Origin of the sequence: Bacteroides sp. AM41-16 (genome assembly GCF_003603495.1) — a bacterium.
In the GTDB taxonomy this organism is placed as follows: domain Bacteria; phylum Bacteroidota; class Bacteroidia; order Bacteroidales; family Bacteroidaceae; genus Bacteroides; species Bacteroides uniformis.
This window is the reverse complement of the sequence record NZ_QTNE01000032.1, coordinates 1-25,973: the sequence shown is the minus strand read 5'-3', so window position 1 is coordinate 25,973 and position 25,973 is coordinate 1. Positions and strand designations below refer to the sequence as shown.

Genomic DNA, 25,973 nt, shown 5'->3' with positions numbered 1-25,973 from the left:
ACGGGCATGGAAAGGACGGAAATAGATGCTGTCAGAAGGATGCCGCTTACGGATTTTCTCGCACGGCTGGGGCATGAGCCTGTTAGAAGGAGCAGTAACGAGCTGTGGTATCTTGCCCCGTACAGGGGCGAGCGCACACCCTCTTTCCGTGTGAACGTGGCGAAACAGCTCTGGTACGACTTCGGTTTGGGCAAGGGCGGCGACATCTTCACGCTTGCCGGGGAGTTTCTGCAAAGCGATGACTTCATGAAGCAAGCGAAGTTCATAGCGGAAGCCGCCAATATGACGGTTGCCGGATGGGAAAAGCCCGCCTATCTCCCGAAGCCGACCGAACCCGTCTTTGAGGATGTGGAGGTCGCTCCGTTACTTCGCTCACCGTTGACGGACTATCTGGCGGAACGTGGCATACCCATCGCCATCACATCCCGTCACTGTTGCCGTCTGAACTACAGTGTGCGTGGAAAACGGTATTTTGCTGTCGGTTTCCTGAATATGGCAGGTGGATATGAAGTCCGAAGCCGATTTTTCAAGGGGTGCATCCCGCCAAAAGATGTGTCTTTGGCAAGGACGAAGGAAATCCCGGCTGACGAGTGCCTCGTGTTTGAGGGCTTCATGGACTTTCTCTCCGCTGTGACGCTTGGCGTAACCGGTAACGCTGACTGCCTTGTTCTGAACTCTGTCGCCAACGTGGAGAAGGCGGCGGAATTGCTGGACGGCTACGGGCGCATCGGATGCTTCCTTGACCGTGACGAAGCCGGACGGCGGACGCTTGACGCTCTTGCCAAACGGTATGGGGCGCGTGTCGCCGACCGTTCCTCCCTCTATGACGGTTGCAAGGACTTGAATGAGTACCTGCAACGGACAACGAAAAAACAGAAAAACAATCATCTAAAAATCGAAGAACAATGAACATACTGAACAACAGAAACAAGAGTACAAACATCTTTAAGGTGGTGGCGTTATGCCTGATAGCCGCTGTGTCATTCACCCTCGTGTCGTGCGATGACGACATGGACATCCAACAGTCCTATCCCTTCACGGTGGAGGTCATGCCCGTGCCGAACAAGGTGACAAAGGGGCAGACGGTGGAAATCCGCTGTGAACTGAAAAAGGAGGGCGACTTCGCTAACACGCTTTATACCATCCGCTATTTTCAGTTTGAGGGAGAAGGAAAGTTGAAAATGGATAACGGCATCACCTTCCTGCCCAACGACCGCTACCTGCTGGAGAACGAAAAGTTCCGCCTGTACTACACGGCGGAGGGCGAAGAGGCGCACAACTTTATTGTGGTGGTGGAGGACAACTTCGGCAACTCCTTCGAGCTGGAATTTGACTTCAACAACCGGAATGTAAAGGATGACGGTTTGACCATCGTTCCCATCGGCAACTTCAGCCCCTTGCTGAAATGATGCGTGTATTCATGGTAATGCTCTGTTCGCTTATGGCGGTCTGTTCCGTGTCCGCACGGATCAGCCGCCGAGAGGGAATGGACGGGCAGGCGGCAATCTACCGTTTGCCACTTTTCGAGAGGGCGGTGTGCTGCACGAAATATTTTGAGGGCTGGCACTCGGAAAAACACCACCCATACGTGGGTTGGGGTCACAAAATTCTGCCGGACGAAAGATATTCGGCACGAACCATGACGAAGCGGCAGGCGGACGTGCTTCTGCGGAAAGACTTGCGGAAGTTCTGCGCGATGTTCCGGCAGTTCGGGAAAGACAGCCTTTTACTCGCCACGCTTGCCTACAACGTGGGTCCATACCGGCTTTTGGGTAGCAAGACAATCCCCAAAAGCACCTTGATAAAGAAGTTGGAGGCTGGCGACAGGAACATCTACCATGAATATATTGCTTTTTGCAGTTACAAGGGAAAACGCCATGCCATGCTGCTCACACGGAGAAAGGTGGAGTTTGCGCTGCTGTATATCCCGTGATTGATGCAAAATTCGTAAAAAAAATAATTACCTCTGTTTTATAATTCAAGAGCAGGGGTAATTATGTATCACCTCAATATTACTTTAGTTGTATTATTTTATGATAACATTTTGTCATTCAGTATAAAATGCCTAATTTTGCGTCCAAAGACAGAACAATTATGAATAATAAATTAAATATAAAAATAGAACAATTAAAGAACATCAATAATATTGAGTTAAATCTACCAATAGAAACAGGACTTTATGCTATAACTGGAGCTAATGGAACAGGCAAAAGTACTATCATGACAGTCATTTCTAAGGTTGTACGTAACTCTGCATTCAATGTTTTTCAACCTCATGATTATTCATCTAATAGTAAAATCACAATATCCTATGATGGAAAAGAAAATTCTTGGACAAAAGCCAGTAGAGGATGGAGTTGTAGTTCAACTGATATAATATCTCTAAAAGGTTTTTATGAAGGTAGCATAATACATGGAATGCGTTTTATAGATGCAAATTATGATACATTACTAAAAGCTGAAAGAGTTAATAATACAATTTTAACTGATGCAGATTCGTTTGTTTCGCGCAATTTAAGTTATATTTTGCATGGAAATTATGATTTCTATACAAATCTTAAACGCATTAAAAATAGAACATTAGCACAACTTAAAGCGTTCAAAGGAATTCCATATTTCATTGAAGGAACTAATGGAATAGTTAATCAGTTTTGTATGAGTGCAGGAGAAAATATGTTGATTAGCTTATTGCATATGTTGAATGTTGTCATTGTTCGCCCTGCAAAGTCTGAAGATGTACGGCTTATATTGATAGATGAAATTGAATTAGCATTGCATCCATCTGCAATCATGAGGTTAGTTGATTTTTTGCAAAAATTGGCTACAGAGTATAATCTTGCTATATATTTTTCAAGTCATTCAATAGAATTACTTAGGAAAATAAAGCCTTCAAATATTTTTCATTTACAAAAGGAGTTGGATAATATCGCTATTGTAAATCCATGTTATCCATCATATGCAACACGAGATATTTATCAACATTCGGGATACGATTTTCTTATTTTAGTAGAGGATGTGTTGGCTAAATATATATTGGAGAATATAATTGATGAAAATGCCTTGTATAAAAGTAAATTGATTAATATTCTACCAAGTGGTGGTTGGGAGAATGTGTTAAAAATGCAAGATGATATTTGTAAGTCAAATTTAGCAGGGGTTGGAACAAAAGTATTAAGTGTTCTTGATGGTGATGTAAAACCGGATTTTGAACAACTATATAAGCAAAAGGGATTATATACTAATTTAACAATAAATTTTCTGCCAATACATAGTTTGGAAAAATACCTACATGAAAAAATTATTGTAAATAAAGATGCTGATTTTTTCAAGGAAATAGGTGACCGTTTTTTCAAAGTTAAATCACTAAAAGAAGTGGTGGATAGTTTAATCAAAAAGAATGACGACAAGGCGTTTTATAATTACCTCATTAAAAACTTAAAAGAACAAGGAATAGAAGAAAATGTATTTGTTCAAAAAGTTTGTGAAATGATATATCGAAAGGAAGATATGTCTAAACTACTAACATTCTTACAAAAAACATTTCAAAATTAAAATACTTAATGATTATTTCGGAAAAATCCGATGAAGCCGCCAACTTCATTGGATTTTCCGCTTTTCATACATTCGGGATTGTTCCCGTGTCTATCACGCCACCGTCCCTGCAATGCTCAATGCTACCGGGCGTAAACCCCATGCTCCCAATTGCGATGTGGCTAATATAGTCCGCATACTCCTGACCTTGAAAATTCCTTCCCGTAAGGTTTCTGAAAATCATCTTTATGCTTATGCCGTCGTTGCTGTGCAAGATGATTTTTCCGTTCTGTCTGATTGCTTCCATGATTAAAACTTGTTTTTGTAAATTGTATCACAGATTGGAACTTGGGCTTTTTGCTACTTTTGTGCCGCCCACTGCTCACTGACAAAAGTAGCGGGCGGCGATTTTACCGCCCGTTCCTCTTCTTAAAAGCGTGTGTAAAGTCCCGTCACCATCGTGAACATTTCCTCCAGCATATCAAAATAGATACCCTCGTGTACGGCAATGTCCTTCGTCCTGCACTCGAATGTCTTTTTGCTGAATGTCCTGCGGTAGAAGCGCATATTGTAGAGATCTGCCCCCGCATCATAGATGATGTCAAGGCGGTTGGCACTTGTCTTGTTCCTTGCAAGGCTCATCCGTAAGCCGTTGCCCATATTGATGTAATCTCGGCTACCTGTCATGGCGGTAAAGCGTTTTCCACCTATCTGCTGTAATATCGTCTGTGCTATCATATTCGTTGTTTTTAGGGTTTTAAGTGCTGGCGGTGCGGACACCGCCAACTTGTTCAAAATTCTCGCATCTCGGCAATGGGTGTCTGCCGTTGCAGCCACTCCTTCACACACTCCATATTGTACTCGCTCGTGATGACTGCCGTATGGCTGTCGGTGGCGGTGAAACGTGTGCTTTCGTAATCATCTATCCACCCTTTGAGGGTGTCCGTTCCCCACGCTTGGGCATCGTCAAAGATACCGTCCAATGCCGCGATAGGTTCGCTGAATTTGACTATCAGCGTTTGATAGGTCGTGTTCATCGGTTGCCCTCCTTTCCCTGCTTTGCGTTCAGCCACTTGTTCCTTGCGGTTCGGCACTCGTCCAATGTGGGTTTGACACAAGTGAACAGTTCTCCGTCCGTATGGCGGTAGTCGTACTGCACAAGTGTCCGCTTGCGTCTGCCGATACCCGATTGGAAACGCTCATATTTCTCCGTCCCTGCTTCCGTACAGGTGCTTACTCCGTTGATGGTCATTCGTGTTGCCATAATGTTGCTTTTTAGATGATTAAAAATGTACTGACAGAACTCTGTTCTTCATCACTATTTCGGGGTTGCTCGTGTAGCGTTGGTGCAGGTAGAAATGGTGAGAGCCGAAGCCGTAAAGGAAAAACTTGTCAAGTTCGTGCTTCTCGGCAAACTCCTTTACGCTCTTTCTTAATCCCTCCTCACTTGTTGAGAGAGTGAGGAGATTTACAAATTCAAGGAACAAGGTGGGGATTTTATCGTCCCACACACAAATCATGCTTTCGATTCTTACTTCCATATCAATGTTGTTTTAGGGTTTATGCTATGCCGCTTTCATCCGCTCACGGATAAGGTTGGCGTTCTTGTTCACAAGGTCTATGATGCGCTCGTGGTATTCGGTGTCTTGGTTGTACTTGCCGTGGCACTGCACCACCTTGAGTGTCCGCAAATCCACCTCTACGGTTTCAATTATCTCACCGCCAATCCTTGCCGAGAGTATGAGGGTGTCGGCTTTCTTGTAGTATTCACTGCCGAACACGCAGATGTTCTGTGCCTTGCCCTCGCTGTAATACTCGTCTATGCTTTCAAGTACCTTGACGATTATTTCCTCGTCAGTGATTACCAATCCGAAGAATTTGGATTTGTTGGCAATGAAATCCTCCGCATCTTTTTCCCTTTGCAGTTGCCGCTGTTGTTCACGCTCACGCCTTTCAATCTCCCAGCGGCGGCGTTGTTCGGCCCGTTCCTTCTCGTGTATGGCTTCAATCTTTCGAGTTGCGTTGTCGTGTGCCGCCATGAAATCTTCGGGGCAGATGTTCTTCGGGTTGCGGAGGTCTTGACCGAGTTTGTTGAGCATACGCAGATAGTCGCACCACATGGAGAAGTTGTCTATCCGATACTTGTGACGCTTGGCAATCAGATATGATGCCCAGCATTCATCGGCAGTACGGGCATTGAAAAGAAAGTGTTTCATGACCTCAATCTCATCGCCTTTCATAAGGGTTTCAATTCTTGGGTCTGAAAGCAAGGCTTTGAAAAGACGCACGGGGGAAATGCCGTGGAAATCGCCCTTGAAGCCGTTGCGTCTGAGTTGGGGTAATACCCTCATCTTAGGATATGCACAGCTTCTTGCCACAACATCATCGTATAGGCTGTTGTGCGGTCTTATCTCCATCGCGCTGCACAATGCCCATACATCGCAGTAATAGAATGTGAAGCCACGGAGCAACGCCATGTCCGTAACCTTACCGTCGGGTGAAATCCAACGCTGCACAACCTCGTGGCAATAGAAGTGCATCGGCTCGCCTTTCCTGCTCTCGCATCTGACCTGCGCCACACGGATTACCTGATAGCCTTTGCAGGTGGTTATCACGCTGAAATACTGCGTTTCCTTGTAGATACGTTTGCGTGTGTCCTGCACTTTGAGTTTGGCATAGCATTTGGGGCAGGTACAGCCTTCAAGGGTGTCGCACAGTACGCTGTTGCTGTACCACTCGTGACCGCAGTCGGAGCAGGTAATGTTCCCTTTCTTGGTGCGGTAGCCGATATGTTCAATACAGTGGCGGTATGCCCAATCTATTTGTGTCGCTGATATGGGGCGAAGGTTGGCTGAAAGTCTTGCCACCTTTTTCTGTATCTTGGTCTTCGGTTTCATAAGCCTAAATCAAATAATGAGGGTTGGGATTGGGTTACTTTTCTCGCTGGCGGTCTGTTGCGGTTTTGCAACTTGCGGAGTTCCTCCTCTTGGTATCTGCGAGCTGCGTTCTGACGTGCCTCCGCCTTTTCCTCTTCCGTGAGTTCCACAACATGGTTCACCACCACTTGGCAGTTCATAGGTTTGCCCACCTCTATCTCGTTTTCCTCATAGTAGTGGATGGCTTGCCCGAATATCTCTCCGTCCGTGAAGCCGCTGCAACCGCTTTTCTGCACATAGTTCAGAATGTGGGTCACGCACTCGTCTATGTTTTTGGCAGGGTTGCGGTACTTCTTCGCAAAGAGCGTATCTTCCTCCGCCCGCTGTTCCAGATACATTTGTATCGTTCTTTTGAAATGGTCTGTTCCTTTCATATCGCTGTCGTTTTTAGATTGTCTGTTTAAGTCTCTCTCTCCAATAGGTCGGCTCTACCTCGCTGAGAAGGAAGTCCATGAAGTCCCTCCGTGTGTCCTTGTTCAGTTCGTGGTACAATCTTCGGAAAGTTTCAAAATTACCGTTGATGTACGTTTCCACCATATACACGAAGATGTTGTCCACCTCGTAATATCTGCACTGCTGCGCTACCGTCTTGCTGTTTCTCTTTGCCATGTCGGTAAGGGTTAAAGGGTGAATAACCAAAGGATGAAGCCGAAGTAGGCAATGGTGGAAAGGATAGCCACGATTACACCTATCGCCACTCGGAACACTCCGTTTATAATCTCTCTGATGATGTCCCAAAGGATGCCGAACACCCCGAAGGCGGTGCGCATCATCAAGCCGCATATCGCCAACCCGATGTATTGCGCCACTTGTCTGAAATTTGCCGTTGCCGTCATATCTTCGCTGTTTTTGATTTTTTTGTTTTTTATGCGGATTCAAGAGCTGAGGGAGTTGAGTTTCAAACTATCTTATCTGCCTCTCGTTTATCCGACATTTTTTTTATGCGTCTTTCTGTCGCATCGGTCGTTTTCGTTTCGGGTGCTTGAAAAGGTAGGGATTAGGGAATGCAAGGTTTTTCGGGGAAATACTACCCGAAGGGCTGGAGATTTCCGCAGAAAACAGGAGGCTTGACCTTGCTTTCCCGTCCAATCCCGGAATTACCTTTGCGCCCTGAACGAAAATGACTGACTGATGCGGCTCACTGAAAGGCGCAAAATGGAGGTAAACGAAACCAGAGGCAGATTGGGTAGAAAAAACTTCAGGGGAAAATCCGTAAAAAAGGAATCACCAAAAGGAAAAAGACATCACCGGAAGCGTGAAAAGGGCAAACCACAACAAAGGGAGTATGATTGTTTTCCGATCCGACGGGACTTGTCCAGCCGGGTGGCAACAATCATTCTTCCCGGATTGCCCGCTGTGTGTGGCCGCTTGTTTCATTTATGGGGCAGGCTGACACTCTCTGCATTCACTTTCCGCTTCCGGCACAAAAAACAGCTAAAAAAGAAAAATCATCTGGTAGCCCGTAAAAGCACCTCTTGGCATAGACGCAAAAGAAAGGGGCATTGCTTCATCAGTCTAAACATCGTTTAGGCGTGAGGCAATGCCCTTTTCTCTGGCTATGCGGTAGTCGGCACACGTTTGTTCTAAACTCGTTTTGGGCAATGGTGTTCCGACGAACAATACCGCTTTTACGGAAAAACTAATGAATGAGGTGATAAAAAATCCGGGAGTTTATATCAAAATCTCGGATAAAATAGCTACTTTTGCATACAAAGAGTTCTTTGAAGGTTACGCGACGCGCAGAAGGATAATGCAGTAGATAACTAACTAAATCGTAACCTATTACTATCAAGAGCAATTAACCTACGCTCATTTTCAATAAATTACACTCTTTTCGTAACTTCTTTCTGCAAATATACAAAAAATAAGAAAAGACACCAACTGTACAGCAAGTTTTCCACATACAACCGATATGTGTTGAATACATGGTTAACAAAAAGGATAAATTAGGAGATAAAGCATTAATTTACAATGAATAAAATGGTTGATTATAAAAATAAACCACTGTTCATAAAATCTCTCATCATACCTATATAGAACTAGTTTATTGGATCTATAGATGCAACACGCTGGATCTATAGATGCACCGTGTTCGATCTATAGCTCCAACAAACCCGATATATTGACAGCTTATTAACAGCCCTGTTATTATCTCAGTTTCTTGAATAAATCCCAAATAACAATACCCGCCGTAACCGATACATTCAACGAATGCTTTGTGCCGTATTGAGGAATTTCAATGCAACCGTGCGAATGGTCAATCACTTCTTGTTGAACACCCTTCACTTCATTTCCCATTACCACAGCATACTTTTTAGTCTTGTCCAGCACCAGTTCGTCCAGCATCACACTACCTTCCGCCTGCTCTACAGAATAAACGATGTATCCCTCGGATTTTAGGTTATCAACAGCTTCAACAGAGTTATCAACATATTTCCAATCTACGGTAAATTCCGCTCCCAAAGCTGTTTTGTGCATCTCCGGATGGGGTGGGGTAGCTGTAATGCCACAAAGATAAATGCACTCGATGCGGAAAGCATCCGAAGTACGGAAAACGGAACCTATATTATGGAGACTGCGGATATTATCCAATACCACTACCAAAGGCAGTTTTTCGGCTTCCTTAAATTCCTCTACACTAATACGATTCAGTTCAGTTATCTTCAGTTTACGCATGACAATATACTTTTAAATCTCCCTGCAAAGATACTTTTTTCCGTTTATATCCCGGTTAATAACCGTTGAAAAGGTGTCAATACAATAGGGAAACAATTTTAAAAATAATCCTTGCATTATTCAAAGGTCTGCATATTACAGCAGTGAAACGAACAAACCAAAAAAGTTAAGGAGAATTTTCCAGGCTTCATTCAACATATTTTTCAGCCTGGTTTCATCGGTTTATAACTCTAAAGTTATTAACTTTGCATATTATTAACAACATGTTAATGCTGTTTAGCAGAAGTCTTATTATCAACGGATAAACTTAAAAACCCCGGTTTATAAGCATAAGAGTAAAATTCAGCTTGATACTAATAACTTCATAGGCAAGAAAAATCGTATTTATTTGTCCACACTGTTAACAGCCTATCATTACTATCAAAGGATTTTTAAAGAAGAAAGAGAAATTAAAAAATATAATTATGGATAATCTTATAGAAGCTATCAAGCAGCTGAAGAAGGAGAAGAACGCAATCATTCTGGGACACTACTACCAGAAAGGTGAAATACAAGATATAGCCGATTACGTGGGCGACAGTCTGGCTTTGGCGCAATGGGCGGCCCGGACGGAGGCGGACATCATCGTGATGTGCGGTGTGCACTTCATGGGAGAAACGGCGAAGGTGCTTTGTCCCGACAAGAAGGTGCTGGTGCCCGATATGGCGGCAGGCTGTTCGTTGGCAGACAGTTGTCCGGCAGACAAATTCAGTCAGTTTGTCAAAGAGCATCCCGGATATACGGTGATATCCTATGTGAACACAACGGCTGCCGTAAAGGCGGTGACCGATGTGGTGGTAACTTCTACCAATGCAAAGCAGATTGTGGAAAGCTTCCCCAAAGATGAGAAAATAATCTTTGGTCCGGACCGGAACTTAGGTAATTATATCAACTCCATTACCGGAAGAAATATGTTATTATGGGATGGCGCATGCCATGTACACGAGGAATTCTCGGTTGAAAAGATTGTTGAAATAAAACAGCAGCATCCCGATGCGGTGGTACTGGCACATCCCGAATGCAAGAGTACAGTCTTGAAACTGGCCGATGTGGTAGGCTCTACGGCAGCTTTGCTGAAGTACGCAGTGGCACATCCCGAAAAGAGCTACATTGTAGCTACCGAAAGCGGTATCCTGCACGAGATGCAGAAACAATGCCCGCAGACAACATTTATTCCGGCTCCTCCCAACGACAGCACTTGTGCCTGCAATGAATGCAGTTACATGCGGCTGAATACACTGGAAAAGCTTTATGATTGTTTGAAAAACGAATCACCGGAAATAAAGGTGGATGCTGAGATTGCAGAAAAAGCAGTGAAACCGATTAAGAGGATGTTGGAAATATCGGCTCAACTGGGGTTATAATGTGCTGATATGCTAATGTGCCAATGTGCTAATGACCTTTCGGCGTGACAGCGCAGCCAATTAGCACATTGGCACATTAGCATATCAGCACATTAAAAACATTATCTCATTAAGAACTTACACAACTTGTTAGTGGCCAATGCCCGGTGACTGATTTTATTCTTCAGTTCATTCCCCATTTCTGCAAAAGTCTGCGTATATCCTTCGGGAATGAATATGGGATCGTAACCGAAGCCTGAAGCGCCTTTTCTGTTTTTCGTGATTTCTCCTTTCACGATGCCTTCAAACAGATGTTCCTTTCCGTCGATGATAAGTACAAATACGGTACGGAATTGTGCCTTACGGTTCTCGATGCCCTCCATATCTTTCAGCAACTTCTTCATGTTTGCTTCCGAATTGTGTGCATCGCCGGCATAACGGGCGGAATATACACCCGGTGCCCCACCAAGGGCCTCCACTTCCAAACCGGTATCATCGGCAAAACAATCCAGATGATAGTTATCGAAGATATATCTTGCTTTCAGCAAAGCATTTCCTTCAAGTGTGTCTGCAGTTTCCGGAATGTCAGTATCGCATTTGATATCCTTCATGCTGAGAAGTTCGACCTTCTCTCCCAAAATGGCAGTCACTTCTTCCAGTTTGTGTGAATTGTTGGTGGCAAATACAAATTTCTTTCTCATATTATGTTCTCCTTATACTTGTGGCTTATACAAGTCCCTATTTCACTTTCAACCGGTCGAAACCTTCTCCGTATACACCGATGACGGAACTTTGGGAAATGAAAGCGTTCGGGTCTATATCTTTCACCATCCGGAATATTTCTACCGATTGGCGTTTGTAGGCAAGGACGACCAGTACCTTCACGTTGTGTTTACTGTACCAGCCGATACCGTCGAGTACCGTTACACCGCGATGGGTTTCTTTGGTGATGCGGTCGGCAATCTTTTCATATTCTTTGGAGAAAATAAAGAACTGGACGGATTGCCGGGCACTGTTGACTATGTAATCCAGTACAAATCCGATAACAAACAAAGTTACAAAACCAAATATCACACGTCGCCAGTCATGGAATACCACATAGCAGGAACTGATGATAATGAAGTCGCAAGCCATAATCATGCGTCCCAGCGTGACATCCTTGTATTTATGGATGATGGCTGCAATGATGTCCGTACCTCCCGTGCTGCCGTTGCAGTTGAACACGATACCCAGTCCGGCACCGCACATTGCCGCACCTATCAGGCAAGCCATGAAGTCTTGTCCTTCGCCCAGCAGTTGGGGAGGGACGCCGTCCGAACCGTTCACCAGCAACTGGAAAAACCATAAGAAGAAAGTGAGTCCGAAGATGGCAAACGTAGTCTTGATACTGAATTTCGGTCCGAGTATCTTGATGGCAAAAGTCATCAGTACGGCATTGATGATGAAGTATGACCACTGGATGGGAAATCCGGTGGCATAATAGATGATGGCACCGATACCGGTAGTACCTCCGGTCGTAATCTGATAGGGAATGAGGAATGCCGCCCATCCCAGTGCATAGCTGATGAGTCCCAGAGTGATGAAGATATAATCCTTCAGCTCTCTCGTCACTTCCGCTTTGGTTGGTTTTGTAATTTGCATATCTGTTATTTGACAACGATGTTCACAATCTTCTTCGGCACTACGATTACTTTGACGATGGACTTGCTTTCCATCCATTTTTCAGAGCGTTCGTCGGCCAATACAGCAGTCTGGATGGTATCCGATGCCGCATCTGCCGGGAACTCCATGTTGAACCGTGCCTTTCCGTTGAAGGAAATGGTGTAGTTGACCGTATCTTCCACCAGGTATTCTTCGTTGCATATCGGCCACTTGGCATCGCATACGGAGCCTGCATTGCCCAGTGTCTCCCACAACTCTTCGCATACGTGCGGAGCGAAGGGAGCCAGTACGATGATGAACTGGTTCAGGATTTCCTTCTTGTTGCATTTCATTCCGAACAACTCGTTTACACAAATCATAAAGGCACTGATACTTGTGTTGTAAGAGAATTGCTCGATGTCTCCCGTCACTTTCTTAATCAGTTTGTGGAGGGATTTCAGTTCTTCCTTGGTGGCAGGTTCATCCGTTACCAGATAATTGTCGTTGCGGTCGTAGAACAATGACCAGAACTTCTTGATGAAGCGGTGCACACCGTCTATTCCGTTTGTATCCCACGGCTTTGATTGTTCTACCGGGCCGAGGAACATTTCGTACATGCGGAGAGTGTCGGCACCGTATTTGTCGACAATCATATCGGGATTGACAACGTTGAACATGGATTTACTCATCTTTTCCACAGCCCATCCGCAGATGTACTTGCCGTCTTCCAGAATAAACTCGGCAGTTTCGTATTCTGGACGCCATGCCTTGAAGGCTTCAAGGTCCAGAACATCATTGGATACGATATTCACATCCACGTGGAGTGGGGTAGTGTCGTACTGGTCTTTCAGATTCAGGGACACGAATGTATTGGTATCTTTGATGCGATAGACGAAGTTGCTCCGTCCTTGAATCATGCCCTGGTTCACCAGCTTTTGGAACGGTTCTTCGGCTACGGAAATGCCGAGGTCGTACAGGAACTTATTCCAGAAACGGGAGTATATCAAGTGACCGGTGGCATGTTCGGTACCGCCTACGTAAAGGTCTACATTGTGCCAGTACTCATCCGTTTTCTTGTCTACAAGTGCCTGGTTGTTGTGCGGGTCCATATAGCGCAGGTAATAGGCGCTTGAACCGGCAAATCCGGGCATCGTGTTGAGTTCCAACGGGAAGACGGTGATGTTGTCTATCTTTTCGTTTTCTACGACGCATTTGTTTACGGTATCCCAAGCCCATTTTGCGGCATGTCCCAATGGAGGTTCACCGGTTTCGGTAGGCAGGAATTTGGCTACTTCGGGCAGTTCCAAGGGCAGGGCGCTCTCGTCAATCATGTAAGGCATGTTGTCCTTGTAGTAAACCGGGAACGGCTCGCCCCAATAGCGCTGACGTGAGAAAATGGCATCACGCAGACGGAAGTTCACCTTTACACGTCCCAAGTTATGTTCTTTCACATATTTCTTGGTAGCGGCAATCGCTTCCTTGATGGTAAGTCCGTTCAGTGAGAGGTCGCAATAGGGAGTAACGCCTTCGCGTGGAGAGTTGCATACAATGCCTTCCTTGGCATCGAAGCTCTCTTCGCTTACATCGCAGCCTTCTACCAACGGACGAATTTCGAGACCGAAGTGCTTGGCAAAAGCATAGTCACGGCTGTCGTGCGCAGGCACAGCCATGATGGCACCCGTACCGTATCCGGCAAGTACATAGTCGCTTATCCAGATAGGAACTGCCTCACCGGTAAAGGGATTGATGGCATAGCTTCCGGAGAATGCACCGGTAACGCTACGGTCGGCAATACGTTCGCGTTCGGTACGTTTCTTGGTGCGTTCCAGATAAGCGTTTACTTCATCTTTCTGTGTGTCGGTGGTAAGTTGCTGTACCAGTTCGCTTTCGGGAGCCAATACCATGAAGGTGACGCCGAACATGGTATCTGCACGGGTGGTGAAGATAGTGAATTCCAAATCGCTGTCTTTTACCTTGAATTCTATTTCAGCGCCTTCGCTGCGTCCTATCCAGTTCTTTTGGGTTTCTTTCAGGGATTCGGTCCAGTCGATGGTATCGAGTCCGTCCAGCAAGCGTTGTGCATAGGCAGATACACGGAGGCACCATTGACGCATCTTCTTTTGAATGACGGGGAAGCCGCCTCGTTCGCTTACGCCGTCCACCACTTCATCGTTGGCAAGTACGGTTCCCAGCTGAGGGCACCAGTTTACCATCGTCTCGCCCAGATAGGCTATACGGTAGTTCATCAGGATTTCCTGCTGTTCCTTTTCGCTCTTGGCATTCCACTCTGCGGCGGTGAAACTCAGTTCTTCGCTGCAAGCCACGTTTATTCCTTCGGTACCGGTTTGGCTGAATGCTTCAATCAGTTCCTGGATGGGACGTGCCTGCTTTTCATCGTTGCAGTAGTAGCTGTTGAACATCTTTTGGAATGCCCATTGGGTCCAATGGTAATATTCCGGTTCGCAGGTACGGATTTCGCGGTTCCAGTCGAAAGAGAAACCTATCTTATCCAACTGTTCGCGGTATCGGTTGATATTGTTGACGGTCGTAATTGCAGGGTGCTGTCCCGTTTGTATGGCATATTGCTCTGCTGGAAGTCCGTAAGCGTCATATCCCATGGGATTCAGTACATTGAAACCTTGCAGTCGTTTGTAGCGGGCGTAAATATCCGAAGCAATATATCCCAGCGGATGACCTACATGCAATCCCGCACCGGAGGGGTAGGGGAACATGTTCAGTACATAGAATTTTTTCTTCGTTTCGTCTTCCGTCACTTGGTAGGTTTTGTTTTCCACCCACCTTTTCTGCCATTTCTTTTCAATTTCCCTGAAATTGTATTCCATAGTGGTACTTATTAATATTTTGTTGAAAACATTGTTTATTCAATGGTTAAAACCGGTTAGTATCCGGTTAATATCGGTGCAAAGTTACGGGTTTATTTTCAGATTTGTAGCGAAGTAACATAAAAAACAATGGCAAAGGCTTGATAATTCACTTTTTATTACTTATATTTGTGATGTGCTTTTAAAACTAATTTTTTGTTTGTAATACAAATAATAGCTAAATTGATTCAATAGGATATTTACTAAAAGATTTTTAGGATATAGCGAAGGATGAAGTCTGGGAAGATTTCATCCTTCGCGTTTTTTGTCTGTGTATTCGGCAGATTGTTGTTTATTATTCTGCCGATAAATGAGAGTTCGTTCAATAGGCTTCTAATAAGGGATTTAAAGATTTACTAAAACTCGAAGGAAGATTTACTAAATCTTTCCTCCCGTTTTAGTAAATCCTCCCTGAACATTATTTATGGTTGGTTTCATTGTATTGAAAAAAGAAAGTACGTATATTTGTGCGACTTATCGGAAGTGTATGAACGCAATGAAAAATTATACTTATCATCTTGTCGCCGTCCTTACGGTAGGTATTTGGGGGCTGACCTTTATTTCAACGAAAGTATTGATTGGGCACGGTCTTTCTCCGCAGGAAATATTCTTGCTTCGTTTCCTGATAGCTTATATGGGCATTTGGCTTATTTCTCCCCGAAAACTGTTTGCCGACAATTGGAAAGATGAATTTTGGATGTTTTTAGGAGGCATAACAGGCGGTTCATTCTACTTTTTTACAGAAAATACAGCTTTGGAGATTACATTGGCGACGAATGTGTCGTTTATTGTCTGTACGGCTCCGTTGCTCACCACCATTCTTTCTTTGTGGATTTATAAAAAGGAAAAGGCTACCCGTGGATTGATGGCTGGTTCATTGCTGGCATTGGTTGGTGTGGCATTGGTGGTTTATAATGGTAGTTTTGTATTGAAGATTTCTCCTTTAGGTGATTTCCTTACTTTGCTTGCTGCTTTTTCCTGGGCATTCTATAGCTTGATAATGAGAAAAATGTCCAATTGTTATGGTATAACTTTCATTACCCGTAAGATATTTTTTTATGGAGTATTGACTATTCTTCCTGCATTTCTGATTCATCCCTGGAATTTCGACATTGCCCGTCTTCTCGAGCCGGCTATTCTGTTCAATTTACTTTTCCTGGGTGTATTGGCTTCCTTGATTTGTTTTGTAGTCTGGAACGTAGTATTAAAACAGCTGGGAACGATAAGAGCTTCCAACTATATTTATCTGAATCCTCTCTTCACTCTGGTAGGTTCTGCTTTTCTGCTTGGCGAACAGCTTACTATAGTTGCTTTGATGGGGGCGATACTGATATTGGGGGGAGTTTATTGGGCAGGAAAAAAATAAATACAAGATAAATGGGGTTGTGTCTGCAAAGACACAGCCCCATTATTAATGTGATTTAGCAAAATTCTTTTTATGGATTACATTTGAGTTCAGCAGACATTAAATAAGTATTATATGGTAGCCACATAGACATAATGAAATAAAGTATATTTCCTTTGAGTGATATGGGGTGAATATAAGAACCATACAATTGTGAATATTGCCAGCCATCGACTAGTTTTTGTGGTTTACTCCATTCCCCTATAATATGATCTGCTGTTCGGAATGAGATATCATAGCGTGTACTATTGAAATAGAGCAATATCCATTTTTTAAATTCTGGATGATAAGCGATGGAAAGTTCTCCAGATATATCATTGAATAATGGAGTGGCTGCAGTTTCATTTCCTTTAATCCATCCACTTCCATTCCAAAATTCGTATTCTGTTTGATTTTCAATATTTTCTTCTAAAAAACGAGCAAGATGAGGCTTATTGTCACGTCCAGTAATTGTACCCACCATATAAATATATCCGTCTTTTTTGAAATAGCTTACTTGACCAAAATTACTTGTTGAACCAAATTTTACATTTTGGCAACGTGTCCAAGTAATTCCATTGTCTGAAGATTTGTAAAGACTTGAAAAGTTAGTTATCCATCCTGCCCAATTACGAATATTCATGTAATGAACATAATCTATGCCATTGGCACGAATGGCTGCTGTGGGAATAGAAGTCCAATCTCCATTACCACTTCCATCTTTACCTCCATAACATATTTCACGAGCATTTTTACCACTTTCATCCATAGTAGCACCATTAATGGTGAGCCCATCAGAAAGATCTTGATCGTCAGAGAAAAGCAAAACATTACTTCTCCAGTTACTCCCATTGGGTCCTGGATTTACAAAATTTGGATAAAAGTCACTACCGAATGTATCGCCGAAAAAAAGTCCATAATGTCCGGGTTGTAATTCCCAAACAATACCTAAATCTGTACCACCTACATTGTATAATTCATTAGTACGATTATTTACTTCAAATTCTACAATAGGTAATCCGTTTGTGCCATTTATTTCAGCACCAGTAATACGGGATACACATTTTAAATTTGAAAATTTTAATTCTCTAGAATAATTGACGATACCTTTATTGACTATCAATTTGGAAATTTCTGATGACTGATTATTATTATCTACTGCAATAAATTCAAAATAAAATGTAGAAGAATCATCCTTTTTTATAATATATTCAAATATATATTCTGGTGATAAATTTGATTTTATATATTTCTCAGAAATATTATTAGTATCGTTAATTTTATTTATTACTAAATAAGCTAGTTGATCGAATTCTTTTATTGATACTTTGATAGATATTATACCATTAATCGCAGTAATTTCATTTTGAGAAAGGTTAACTTCTAAATTATAACTATTTACTTTATCTGTATCCGAATTTTCACAACTTGTAAGCCCCCATATAGAAAGGAGGCTTGCAAGTAATAATACATGTATTCGTATCATGATTTTTTATAATTTTGTAATATGTAATAGCGCTCCTCCATCCCTTGCCAGATTCAGTTCAATGATATCCTTCCTTGTAACTTTCCGCACCAGTCTGTCCAGATTGTTTGGATTCCGCTCCACATCCTCCGCATCGGTATAGATCGTTGCCTGGTAGTCCCCCTCACTAAGGAAGTCCAATTCCAATTTCAGATCCCTTTCCGTACCGTTGTTCAGCGAGCCCACCCACCAGTCCGAACCGCTCCTGCGGGCCACCGTGACATGCTCATTCATCCTTGCCAGCGGAACTCTTATCTCATCCCACGTTCCCGGCACGGTACGGAGCACCTCGAACCCCGGTTGACCTTCATAAGCCTTTGGCGTATCGCACAACGAGGTGAGATGGTTTTCCAAAACCACATACATGGCCAACATATGGCAGCGTGTGCTCATTACATGAGGATTTACATACTGTATCTTGAACTCCGAGCGCGGCAGTGCCCTGAACCCTCCCAGGTGATAGTCCGTCGCTCCCGCCAGCATCCTGGTGAAGGGTATCGCAATGTCATGGTCCGCATTCACCAGCGTGTCCCATTTGCATACTTCATAGTTGAGTGTCCCCTCCCGTGTGAATTCATTCGGATACGTCCTTACCAGTCCGGAAGGCTTGCTCGACCCATGGAACTGTATGAAGAGCCTGTGTCTTGCCGCACATTCCAGTATCTCTTCTTGGATGCGTATCATCTCTTGGTCATTACGGTCCATGAAGTCCACCATGAGTCCTTTTACTCCCCATCCCTCATAGAGCGCAAAGGCTTCTTCGAGTTTGTCGTACAACGGTCTCCAGTGTACCCACAGATGTATGCCAACCCCCTTGCTCCTTGCATATTCCACAATTCTCGGCATGTTCAGGCACGGTATCGGTTTTGTAACGTCCGCATTGGGTCCCGCCCATCCGAAATTGAAGTTGTCATCATAGTACCAAGGAGTCTCCGCATATCCGTAGATTCCATGTGCATCCAAGCCATTGCGTGCTGCAAAATCGATGTAGTACTTGTTTGTATCGAAGTTGTTTCCCGGAGAGAAGGTGCTGTCCGGCACGACATTCCCGTTCCACCATGTGAACGTGGTCCTGCAAGGCTTAATCCATGAAGTGTCTTCAATCCTGCAGGGCTCGTTCAGGCTTGTTAGTATATTCGTCTCCAGCAATCCTCCCACCCGGTCTGCAACGGAGATTACGCGCCACGGTGTGCGGTGCGGGAAACTGTCTGTCTCGACCTTTATCTTCTCCTGCCCGAGTTTTGGCGAGAGCTTTCCCACCAGTCCACCCTTCTCCTTCATCAGGTACATTCCCGCATAGTCCCGTATGGCCGCTTCGGTTATGGCCACTGCCACCCCGTTGTCGAACTCGAATGTGGCGGGCATCTCTATCAGCCTTTTCCTTGCCACCTTGTCATATCTTACATGACTGTATACCCCTTCGTGTGTATTCACATACCCGGGCAGGTACATGAGCAACGCCATCGGGTTTCCTTGCAAGTTGAACTGTGTCCTTTCATCATACATCACGTATGAATCCCATGCTTTCTGTTCCGGAAATTCATATCTGAATGCTATCCCGTCATCGAATGCTCTTACAATTAGGTTCACTGTTCTCTCCTTCCCATTCCTTTCCACCAGGGGCACTGTCATCTCGTTGCAGTAGTTCCTCGCTCTGCGGACCTTCCCCACTACCAGCTCGTAGGCCTCGTCTATTTTCCTCCTTTGTACCTTTCCCGCCTTGAGCCCTGCCCCGAACTCCCCGCTGTCGAACTCGAATCCCAGCCTTGAGTCCTCCAGCAGCTGCTGTTTCCCGTATTTCACGCTGTAGGCCACTTTCTCAGGTGCTATGTCCAACACAAGCTTCAGCTTCCCGTCGGGAGATGCCACAGAGAACTTCTGCTGGGCTGAAGCGGTACCAAGGCAGAATAGGAGGGCACATATAATAAAAAGTTTTCTCATTTTTATAATAATATATTTAGTTAGAAAATACAAGCGGAATTTACATTTTTCAAATTCCGCTTGAAATATGATAGTATTATTTAGGGTTTTGTACTAAATTAGAATTACGTTGTAGCTGATCAAATGGTATTAGCATGAGATTACGTTTTGTATCATTAGTAGGCTGGTGTTCCCACCAAGTACCTTTTGTGAAATTATTATCAAAACGAATAAGTTGACTTCGACGTAAGCCTTCTAATGCAAATTCTACACCAAGTTCTTGAAGAAAACGACCATATTTTACTGGAACTCCATTACAAATTGTGGTAGCTTCTAATTCTGAACCGGTTAATTCATTGGTTGTATCGAAGTTTCTTCTACGTACTTCATTTACTAATTCGGCAGCTTCTTGTGAGCTACCTCCTGTACGGAGTATACATTCAGCTTTCATCATTAATACTTCGGCATATCTCATAATGACATAATCATTATCAGGAGTACCTGTTGCACCTATTTTGATTTCATATTTGCCAAAACGATACCCTTGATACATGGTAGCATCTCCACTAATATTAGTAACATCTTTGGTATAACTGAGCAGCATTTGTGGGTCTCCGCACCAACCATTTGTCCATAATGGAGTACCATCAAGTGCATATTGTTGTCCCATGCGCCATGTTTTTTCTAAACGCTTATCACCTTCTATATAGTTATCAAAGAAAGTAGGAACTCCGACGCACCCACCATCAAGCCAAGTGGCTTGGAGGTTGAAAGTTTGCATTTGAGAATAGTGTAAAGTTTTGCGTGCCCACATATAAATTTGACCACCTGATTTGGTTTCATCGAATGGAATTACAAACATTGTTTCATTACTCAATTCGTTATTTGTAGAAAATGGGAGTGAATAATCTCCGTCTAGTCTATATTTATTAGTAGCAATAATTTCATTGCATAAATTTTCACATTCATTATACATGGGAGTTCCTATCCATGCTTCAGCATTCAAATATAGACGTGCCAAAAGCATTTTTGCGTTCCATTTATTAAAACGTCCATAGGTGTTTAAGACATCTTCACTTAAGTTATTGATATTATTTTTTAATTCCGACTCAACGAATTCAAAAACTTTAGACCGTGGCTCTGTTGCTGGTAAATAACCATCAGGAACATCAAATCGATCAATAATGGGAACATTACCAAAAGCTTCTAGTAGTAAGTAATAATAAAATGCGCGAGCTACTTTTAATTCTGCAATATAATTTTCTTTACCATTCATTTCTATTGTTGAATTTTCAAATTGGTAAAGAACTCTATTAGCACTTGAGACACCTGAATATAATGCATTCCATATATTGTTTAGATGTGCATCTTCTTCCATCCAAGAATGTTGGTGTAAGCGAATATAAATACCTCCATCATACCATAAGCCATGATTTTTAACTGGAGTAACACAAACATCGGTAGTTTCTTCTAAATCCCACCAGTTTGAATGTTCTGTTAAGGTACGCATACTGGAATATATGGGAACCATGGCTGCCAAGAATTCAGATTCAGTTTTATAAAAGTCTTTTTCAGGGATGCTACTAAAAATTTCTTCATCCAAATTGGTACAAGAACTGAATAAAGAGATAACAGCTAAAAATGCACCAGTAATATATTGTTTTTTGAACATTGCTGTAATTTTTTAAGGTTAAAATAAAAGATTTAAGCCAACAGTGAACTGACGTGTAGTGGGATATAACTCGCCTGCACCAGATCCTTCAACACCAGGAGCAAGTCCTTTAATACTAACTTCTGGATCTAGTCCTTTATAACCAGTCATTGTGAGTAAATTATTGCCTGCTACATATAGACGAAGACGTTGAATGACTTTTTGTTTTTTAAGATTAAATGTATAGCCAACACTTATATTATCCAATTTTACATAATCACCATCTTCTACATAATAACTTTGCATAGCAGGAGCACCTTTTACATATGAATTACTACCAAATGGTTTTTCCAATACTGAGCGAGGTAGATTGCCTTCTCCAATACGTGAGGTTGTTTCCCAATGCATACGTTGGCGGTTCAAGACTTGAAAATTGAATGCACCGCGGAACATAACAGATACGTCGAAACCTTTATAGCTTAATGCTAAATTTAGACTTCCATAAGTTGTTGGAATACCATTACCAATAACTTTTTTGTCGCCATCATCAGCATCAGTCAATAATTTGGGTTGACCATCAGCACCATATACCATCCATAAACCATCAGATGTAAGACTATGAGTCTGGAAACCATGGAAATTACCAACGGGATCACCTTCTCTTACTATGTGAGTATGGGTTTGAATTGGTGAACCGGTAGCTCCTTCATACCAATAATCTTTTTGATAAAGTCCATTTGATAAAGAAATGATTTTATTTTTGTTATAGGAAAATGTTCCTGTAATGTCAAAACGTAAATCGCGTGTTTTAATAGGAGTACCACTTAATAACAATTCGATGCCTTGATTTCTAATTTTTCCAACATTTGCCATCATACTTGATACAATGTAAGGTGGAGTTGGTACTTCATAGGTAGAAAGTAGATCTGAAGTTTCACGGTGATAAATATCAATAGAACCAGAAAGTCTATTTTTTAGGAATGAAAAATCAAGTCCCAAATTTAACTCACTCTTCGTTTCCCATTTTAAATCGGGATTAGGATTTTGGTATGGACCTGCACCTTGTGTCCATTTTCCATTAATATATGCATATCCACCATAATTTAACAAATACATGGATAGTAAATTAGATGTGACTTCATTACCTGTAACGCCATAACCTATGCGAACTTTTAAGTCATCTAACCATTGGATATCTTGCATAAAATTCTCTTTGCTAATGCGCCATCCTGCTGATATAGCAGGAAACCAACCCCATTTATGGTTATCTCCAAAGCGTGATGAACCTTCACGGCGTAAACTGGCCATAAACATATACTTTTCATTGTAATTATAAGTCAATCGACCAAAAAATGAAATTAGTTTATGAGTATTTCTATAACTGGTCATAGCTGCCTTATTATCCTTCATATCATTCATAGAACCAATATTCCAAGGTCCAAACATATCTGTTGGAAAATCTTTTGCCCATTGATATATACCTTTAGCATCATCATCTTGGTAACTATAACCTATCATGGCACCTAGATTGTGTAAACCTAATGATTTGGTATAATCACCTACCAATTCTAAATTCTTTTGCATTGTATTATCAGCCCAATTCCAAACATTACCATAATCTCCGTTTACCACAGTAGTCATATGTTTAAATGTATTGCTTTTATTCTCCATGCGATCAAAACGTTGCATAGCTCCCATCACACTTAGATTAAGACCTTCAATTGGTGATAAAGTTATTTTCCCGCTCATCATTAATTGATTGTATCCTTCTACATCATATTCTTCATTAATCATGGCAACCGGATTATAAGGTTTAAGATTTACTTTATATTCCGTATAATTTCCATTTTCATCATAGATAGGGCGGGTAGGATTTTCTAATAAAGCATTTAAATAGGCTGCATACCATGCACGTTGTTGGGTGACATAACTATCATTGATATTGAATTGAAAGCGTAATTTATTATTGAACATATTATGATTTAGACCTATTTTAGCTGTAATAGATTCACGATCTGTATGACGAATGACACCTTCACGTTTGCGATAATCTATGGAAGCTACGTAATTGGATTCAGCGCTACCACCTTTCAAAGAAAGAAAATGATTGTGGCTGATAGCTGTACGACTAATAGCGTCCACCCAATCAGTGGTAGTTCCCTCATCTTGAATACCTGGAAAATCAGGATCATCTGTTAATCTACGATAATCATTGGCTGTTAACATATCAGCATGTTTTGCAAATGTTTCAAATGAGATAGATCCATTATACTCCATGGAAAGTTTAGTCGCTTTAGCACGATTGGTAGTAATTACAATGACACCATTTGTACCACGAGTACCATAAATAGCAGCTGCAGAACCATCTTTTAGCACATCTATAGATTCTATGTCTTCACTTGAAATAGCTGTTAAACTACCACCTGGAATTCCGTCAATAACGATCAATGGACTAGTATTACCAGATAATGAATTAACACCTCGAATAGTCATTTCGAGTCCTAATACAGGATCACCAGTATAATTTGAAAGTTGAAGACCTGCTACTTTTCCTTGAAGGAGTTGTTCGGGACTTTTTACCATCCCGGCAAGAAAATCGTCTTTTTTTACTGATGTAATAGCACTGGTTACTTCACCTTTTTTCATGGAACCATAACCTACCACTACCACATCATCAAGCTGAAATACATCTTCTTCAAGAATGATGTTTAAAAAAGTAGTTTTATCGTTAGTTGGAATGGTGCGAGTAATGTATCCAATATAACTTACTGTTAATGTACTGCCAGGTCTTAATTTTATCTCAAATATTCCGTCAATATTTGTTGAAACTCCATTACTGGTGCCAGTTTCCAATATTGTAACTCCTGGTAATGTGTTGCCTTTTGCATCTTTTACGACACCTTGGAAGTTTTTGGTTTGTGCAATAGCTAATTGACATATGCATAACATATATAATATTGTCATTAGTCGAATTGTATTGGACAAAGTCCTTTTTTGATAAAAATTTAGCATAGATTCAAAGTGATAAAATGTTTAGATAAATAATTATATATTTCTCAGAGTATTTTAAAAAGGTCGTACAATTTCTAGATCGTCTACTGAAGGTAATGTTGGAAATTTAGCATGTGGTTCAGTTTGATACCAAAATACAACAGAAGAAATGTCTGATTTCTGATCGAGATATCGGCCGTCGTTACGCCATCCAAGATCTTGAATTGTAACTTTTAAATCCTTTTCAAAACGGATTGGATCAAGTATGTGCCAACGATACATGCCAAAACGTTGTTGTGAACGATAAACTCCATCTGGGCGAATAATCTGATGTAATCCTGCATAAGGAGTAGTGAATTCTTCATATTGATGCGTCGTTTTATTTTCAAAGTTGTAAGATCCGCAAAAGTAATCTTCTGTACCAGTACCGCAGATTGTCGGAAATTTCTTATCACCATCCATGAAGAATTTAATTTCACCTTCACCCCACCAACCGTTATTATTCACTTGCCAAGCAATATATGTACCAACGTATTGTCCTTTACCTTTAATACCATCAACCAATACATGGTCAGAATTTATATTAGGATTTGAGCGACGGAATTGTGCATGAAAATAAGCTGCATCCTCAGGAACTTCTGTTAAAGTGTAGTTTATTTGGTAATAAACTCTCATTTCATTATTGGGGTCAATGTTTTCCATTGTAATTTTACATTTTTTGCGGAAAGGCATTTGCCAATAACAATTGAACGCACTACCAGGGTTTACACAAACTGCTAATGAACTTAATGGAGAATATAGTCCCCAACCACTGCAGAAAAAATCACCTATAGGGCACTCTACAGAAGGTTCTTTTTCATCATCCCAATAAAAGCGAATAATTGTTTTTCTCCATTCACCTGTTGGTGTCATCCAAATTTGTTGTATAGAACCAGGGCCTTCGATTTCTGCTAAAGTAAAAGTTTCGTTAGGGCCAATGTTTACATAAGGATTGACTTTCCAGCCTTGCCCTAAAGTTTTAGCTGCATGATGTGCATTAGCTTGATTTATTTTTTCTTTATCTGTAATTGGATCAGCCATACCACCTTTACCTTTCTCACCTGTAAAGTTTTCAGGGCTGATGGAACGTGTCTTGGCATTGGATAAGCGATATAAATTACCCATATTCATGTCAAGTCCATTAAAATTTTGAGCGTAAATGCTTATAGTTGCCATACATAAGGCTGCTAAGATAAAAAATTTGATTTTCATGGTTTAAATAAATTAATTGGTTTATATACTTAGTTAATGGTTTCAGCAAGTTTTGCCAGTTCAAGATATTTCTTGTATAGTTTTTCGTAGATGAGGGCTCTTTTCTCATCCGGCCGGTATTCAGCCTCGATGTCCGACCCCATATGCCTTGTCGCCTCATTGATATCCTTGTACACCCCTGCGGCAACTGCCGCGAACATTGC

The 25,973-nt window shown here is 42.1% G+C and carries 24 protein-coding genes and 1 pseudogene; 7 read left to right on the top strand and 18 right to left on the bottom strand.

All coding sequences use genetic code 11. The features are described 5' to 3' along the window. Positions 1-6 precede the first annotated feature (6 nt). The 4 genes from DW896_RS20615 to DW896_RS20600 all read left to right on the top strand — a co-directional run bounded on the left by DW896_RS20615 (position 7) and on the right by DW896_RS20600 (position 3,552). A complete protein-coding gene (locus tag DW896_RS20615; protein ID WP_002560971.1) occupies positions 7-909 on the top strand; it encodes a toprim domain-containing protein in 903 nt (300 codons plus the stop codon). Beyond that, on the top strand, positions 906-1,409 hold the full coding sequence (locus tag DW896_RS20610) for a DUF3872 domain-containing protein (RefSeq protein WP_002560970.1): 504 nt from the start codon (positions 906-908) through the stop codon (positions 1,407-1,409). Before DW896_RS20615 ends, DW896_RS20610 begins: the two co-directional genes overlap by 4 nt. Then, entirely contained in the window at positions 1,406-1,933 is a 528-nt protein-coding gene (locus DW896_RS20605; protein WP_002560969.1) for a glycoside hydrolase family protein, read from the top strand. Before DW896_RS20610 ends, DW896_RS20605 begins: the two co-directional genes overlap by 4 nt. Positions 1,934-2,094: 161 nt before the next feature. Beyond that, positions 2,095-3,552, top strand: a complete 1,458-nt coding sequence (locus DW896_RS20600; RefSeq protein WP_002560968.1) for an ATP-dependent endonuclease — start codon at positions 2,095-2,097, stop codon at positions 3,550-3,552. Positions 3,553-3,616: 64 nt separating this feature from the next. Here DW896_RS20600 and DW896_RS20595 read toward each other — a convergent pair whose 3' ends face one another. The 9 genes from DW896_RS20595 to DW896_RS20555 all read right to left on the bottom strand — a co-directional run bounded on the left by DW896_RS20595 (position 3,617) and on the right by DW896_RS20555 (position 7,303). Beyond that, complete coding sequence (locus tag DW896_RS20595) at positions 3,617-3,838, bottom strand: hypothetical protein (protein WP_004356138.1); 222 nt, start codon at positions 3,836-3,838, stop codon at positions 3,617-3,619. A 122-nt stretch (positions 3,839-3,960) separates the two neighbouring features. Beyond that, the gene (locus DW896_RS20590; protein ID WP_002560966.1) at positions 3,961-4,269 is read right to left on the bottom strand and encodes a hypothetical protein; all 309 of its coding nucleotides are present in this window, start codon (positions 4,267-4,269) and stop codon (positions 3,961-3,963) included. Positions 4,270-4,322: 53 nt separating this feature from the next. Next, positions 4,323-4,625 (bottom strand): hypothetical protein, encoded by a 303-nt coding sequence (locus tag DW896_RS20585; RefSeq protein WP_306425397.1) that lies wholly within the window; start codon positions 4,623-4,625, stop codon positions 4,323-4,325. Further along, positions 4,565-4,795: a DUF3873 domain-containing protein gene (locus DW896_RS20580; protein ID WP_002560964.1), complete on the bottom strand. Its 231-nt coding sequence runs from the start codon at positions 4,793-4,795 to the stop codon at positions 4,565-4,567. Before DW896_RS20580 ends, DW896_RS20585 begins: the two co-directional genes overlap by 61 nt. A gap of 19 nt (positions 4,796-4,814) precedes the next feature. After that, complete coding sequence (locus DW896_RS20575) at positions 4,815-5,072, bottom strand: hypothetical protein (protein WP_002560963.1); 258 nt, start codon at positions 5,070-5,072, stop codon at positions 4,815-4,817. Positions 5,073-5,096: 24 nt separating this feature from the next. Further along, a complete protein-coding gene (locus DW896_RS20570; RefSeq protein WP_002560962.1) occupies positions 5,097-6,428 on the bottom strand; it encodes a PcfJ domain-containing protein in 1,332 nt (443 codons plus the stop codon). Further along, entirely contained in the window at positions 6,425-6,841 is a 417-nt protein-coding gene (locus DW896_RS20565) for a PcfK-like family protein (protein ID WP_002560961.1), read from the bottom strand. The genes DW896_RS20570 and DW896_RS20565 overlap by 4 nt, the downstream gene beginning before the upstream one ends. A 13-nt stretch (positions 6,842-6,854) precedes the next feature. Continuing rightward, positions 6,855-7,076 (bottom strand): hypothetical protein, encoded by a 222-nt coding sequence (locus DW896_RS20560; protein WP_002560960.1) that lies wholly within the window; start codon positions 7,074-7,076, stop codon positions 6,855-6,857. An 11-nt stretch (positions 7,077-7,087) separates the two neighbouring features. Continuing rightward, positions 7,088-7,303: a hypothetical protein gene (locus DW896_RS20555; protein ID WP_002560959.1), complete on the bottom strand. Its 216-nt coding sequence runs from the start codon at positions 7,301-7,303 to the stop codon at positions 7,088-7,090. 666 nt (positions 7,304-7,969) lie between these two features. Here DW896_RS20555 and DW896_RS21930 point away from each other — a divergent pair. Then, positions 7,970-8,159, top strand: a pseudogene (locus DW896_RS21930) (hypothetical protein). 456 nt (positions 8,160-8,615) lie between these two features. Here the strand turns inward: DW896_RS21930 and DW896_RS20535 are convergent. Then, the gene (locus DW896_RS20535) at positions 8,616-9,143 is read right to left on the bottom strand and encodes an RNA methyltransferase (protein WP_005833966.1); all 528 of its coding nucleotides are present in this window, start codon (positions 9,141-9,143) and stop codon (positions 8,616-8,618) included. A gap of 464 nt (positions 9,144-9,607) precedes the next feature. On the opposite strand from DW896_RS20535, the gene nadA reads away from it, so the two are divergent. Further along, positions 9,608-10,546 (top strand): quinolinate synthase NadA, encoded by a 939-nt coding sequence (nadA, locus tag DW896_RS20530; protein ID WP_008662265.1) that lies wholly within the window; start codon positions 9,608-9,610, stop codon positions 10,544-10,546. 101 nt (positions 10,547-10,647) lie between these two features. On the opposite strand, the gene DW896_RS20525 is transcribed toward nadA, so the two are convergent. From DW896_RS20525 to leuS, 3 genes are read right to left on the bottom strand one after another with little or no spacing between them, the layout of a single operon-like run. Continuing rightward, a complete protein-coding gene (locus DW896_RS20525) occupies positions 10,648-11,226 on the bottom strand; it encodes a non-canonical purine NTP diphosphatase (protein ID WP_005833965.1) in 579 nt (192 codons plus the stop codon). Positions 11,227-11,263: 37 nt separating this feature from the next. Beyond that, a complete protein-coding gene (locus DW896_RS20520; RefSeq protein ID WP_005825197.1) occupies positions 11,264-12,166 on the bottom strand; it encodes a YitT family protein in 903 nt (300 codons plus the stop codon). Positions 12,167-12,171: 5 nt separating this feature from the next. Beyond that, positions 12,172-15,009 carry a leucine--tRNA ligase gene (gene leuS, locus DW896_RS20515; protein ID WP_117652921.1) on the bottom strand — a complete coding sequence of 946 codons (2,838 nt, stop codon included), beginning with the start codon at positions 15,007-15,009 and terminating at the stop codon, positions 12,172-12,174. Positions 15,010-15,535: 526 nt separating this feature from the next. Here leuS and DW896_RS20510 point away from each other — a divergent pair. Then, positions 15,536-16,414 (top strand): DMT family transporter, encoded by an 879-nt coding sequence (locus DW896_RS20510; protein WP_034525442.1) that lies wholly within the window; start codon positions 15,536-15,538, stop codon positions 16,412-16,414. A gap of 70 nt (positions 16,415-16,484) precedes the next feature. Here the strand turns inward: DW896_RS20510 and DW896_RS20505 are convergent, their stop codons facing one another. The 5 genes from DW896_RS20505 to DW896_RS20485 form a co-directional block, all read right to left on the bottom strand. Continuing rightward, entirely contained in the window at positions 16,485-17,918 is a 1,434-nt protein-coding gene (locus tag DW896_RS20505) for a DUF4185 domain-containing protein (protein WP_005825193.1), read from the bottom strand. A 6-nt stretch (positions 17,919-17,924) separates the two neighbouring features. Beyond that, entirely contained in the window at positions 17,925-19,898 is a 1,974-nt protein-coding gene (locus DW896_RS20500) for a glycoside hydrolase family 97 protein (protein ID WP_117652920.1), read from the bottom strand. Positions 19,899-19,974: 76 nt separating this feature from the next. Then, positions 19,975-21,549 (bottom strand): RagB/SusD family nutrient uptake outer membrane protein, encoded by a 1,575-nt coding sequence (locus DW896_RS20495; RefSeq protein ID WP_005824689.1) that lies wholly within the window; start codon positions 21,547-21,549, stop codon positions 19,975-19,977. A gap of 18 nt (positions 21,550-21,567) precedes the next feature. Further along, positions 21,568-24,492: a TonB-dependent receptor gene (locus DW896_RS20490; RefSeq protein ID WP_229031968.1), complete on the bottom strand. Its 2,925-nt coding sequence runs from the start codon at positions 24,490-24,492 to the stop codon at positions 21,568-21,570. 102 nt (positions 24,493-24,594) lie between these two features. Then, positions 24,595-25,770, bottom strand: coding sequence for a glycoside hydrolase family 172 protein (locus DW896_RS20485; protein WP_005824687.1), 1,176 nt, complete (start codon positions 25,768-25,770; stop codon positions 24,595-24,597). Positions 25,771-25,973: the final 203 nt, after the last annotated feature.

What these genes read in the sequence shown, in the direction of transcription:
- DW896_RS20615 (WP_002560971.1), top strand. Translation starts at nt 7, where the DNA reads ATGGAAAGGACGGAAATAGATGCTGTCAGAAGGATGCCGCTTACGGAT.
- DW896_RS20610 (WP_002560970.1), top strand. Translation starts at nt 906, where the DNA reads ATGAACATACTGAACAACAGAAACAAGAGTACAAACATCTTTAAGGTG.
- DW896_RS20605 (WP_002560969.1), top strand. Translation starts at nt 1,406, where the DNA reads ATGATGCGTGTATTCATGGTAATGCTCTGTTCGCTTATGGCGGTCTGT.
- DW896_RS20600 (WP_002560968.1), top strand. Translation starts at nt 2,095, where the DNA reads ATGAATAATAAATTAAATATAAAAATAGAACAATTAAAGAACATCAAT.
- DW896_RS20595 (WP_004356138.1), bottom strand. Translation starts at nt 3,838, where the DNA reads ATGGAAGCAATCAGACAGAACGGAAAAATCATCTTGCACAGCAACGAC.
- DW896_RS20590 (WP_002560966.1), bottom strand. Translation starts at nt 4,269, where the DNA reads ATGATAGCACAGACGATATTACAGCAGATAGGTGGAAAACGCTTTACC.
- DW896_RS20580 (WP_002560964.1), bottom strand. Translation starts at nt 4,795, where the DNA reads ATGGCAACACGAATGACCATCAACGGAGTAAGCACCTGTACGGAAGCA.
- DW896_RS20575 (WP_002560963.1), bottom strand. Translation starts at nt 5,072, where the DNA reads ATGGAAGTAAGAATCGAAAGCATGATTTGTGTGTGGGACGATAAAATC.
- DW896_RS20570 (WP_002560962.1), bottom strand. Translation starts at nt 6,428, where the DNA reads ATGAAACCGAAGACCAAGATACAGAAAAAGGTGGCAAGACTTTCAGCC.
- DW896_RS20565 (WP_002560961.1), bottom strand. Translation starts at nt 6,841, where the DNA reads ATGAAAGGAACAGACCATTTCAAAAGAACGATACAAATGTATCTGGAA.
- DW896_RS20560 (WP_002560960.1), bottom strand. Translation starts at nt 7,076, where the DNA reads ATGGCAAAGAGAAACAGCAAGACGGTAGCGCAGCAGTGCAGATATTAC.
- DW896_RS20555 (WP_002560959.1), bottom strand. Translation starts at nt 7,303, where the DNA reads ATGACGGCAACGGCAAATTTCAGACAAGTGGCGCAATACATCGGGTTG.
- DW896_RS20535 (WP_005833966.1), bottom strand. Translation starts at nt 9,143, where the DNA reads ATGCGTAAACTGAAGATAACTGAACTGAATCGTATTAGTGTAGAGGAA.
- nadA (WP_008662265.1), top strand. Translation starts at nt 9,608, where the DNA reads ATGGATAATCTTATAGAAGCTATCAAGCAGCTGAAGAAGGAGAAGAAC.
- DW896_RS20525 (WP_005833965.1), bottom strand. Translation starts at nt 11,226, where the DNA reads ATGAGAAAGAAATTTGTATTTGCCACCAACAATTCACACAAACTGGAA.
- DW896_RS20520 (WP_005825197.1), bottom strand. Translation starts at nt 12,166, where the DNA reads ATGCAAATTACAAAACCAACCAAAGCGGAAGTGACGAGAGAGCTGAAG.
- leuS (WP_117652921.1), bottom strand. Translation starts at nt 15,009, where the DNA reads ATGGAATACAATTTCAGGGAAATTGAAAAGAAATGGCAGAAAAGGTGG.
- DW896_RS20510 (WP_034525442.1), top strand. Translation starts at nt 15,536, where the DNA reads ATGAACGCAATGAAAAATTATACTTATCATCTTGTCGCCGTCCTTACG.
- DW896_RS20505 (WP_005825193.1), bottom strand. Translation starts at nt 17,918, where the DNA reads ATGATACGAATACATGTATTATTACTTGCAAGCCTCCTTTCTATATGG.
- DW896_RS20500 (WP_117652920.1), bottom strand. Translation starts at nt 19,898, where the DNA reads ATGAGAAAACTTTTTATTATATGTGCCCTCCTATTCTGCCTTGGTACC.
- DW896_RS20495 (WP_005824689.1), bottom strand. Translation starts at nt 21,549, where the DNA reads ATGTTCAAAAAACAATATATTACTGGTGCATTTTTAGCTGTTATCTCT.
- DW896_RS20490 (WP_229031968.1), bottom strand. Translation starts at nt 24,492, where the DNA reads ATGACAATATTATATATGTTATGCATATGTCAATTAGCTATTGCACAA.
- DW896_RS20485 (WP_005824687.1), bottom strand. Translation starts at nt 25,770, where the DNA reads ATGAAAATCAAATTTTTTATCTTAGCAGCCTTATGTATGGCAACTATA.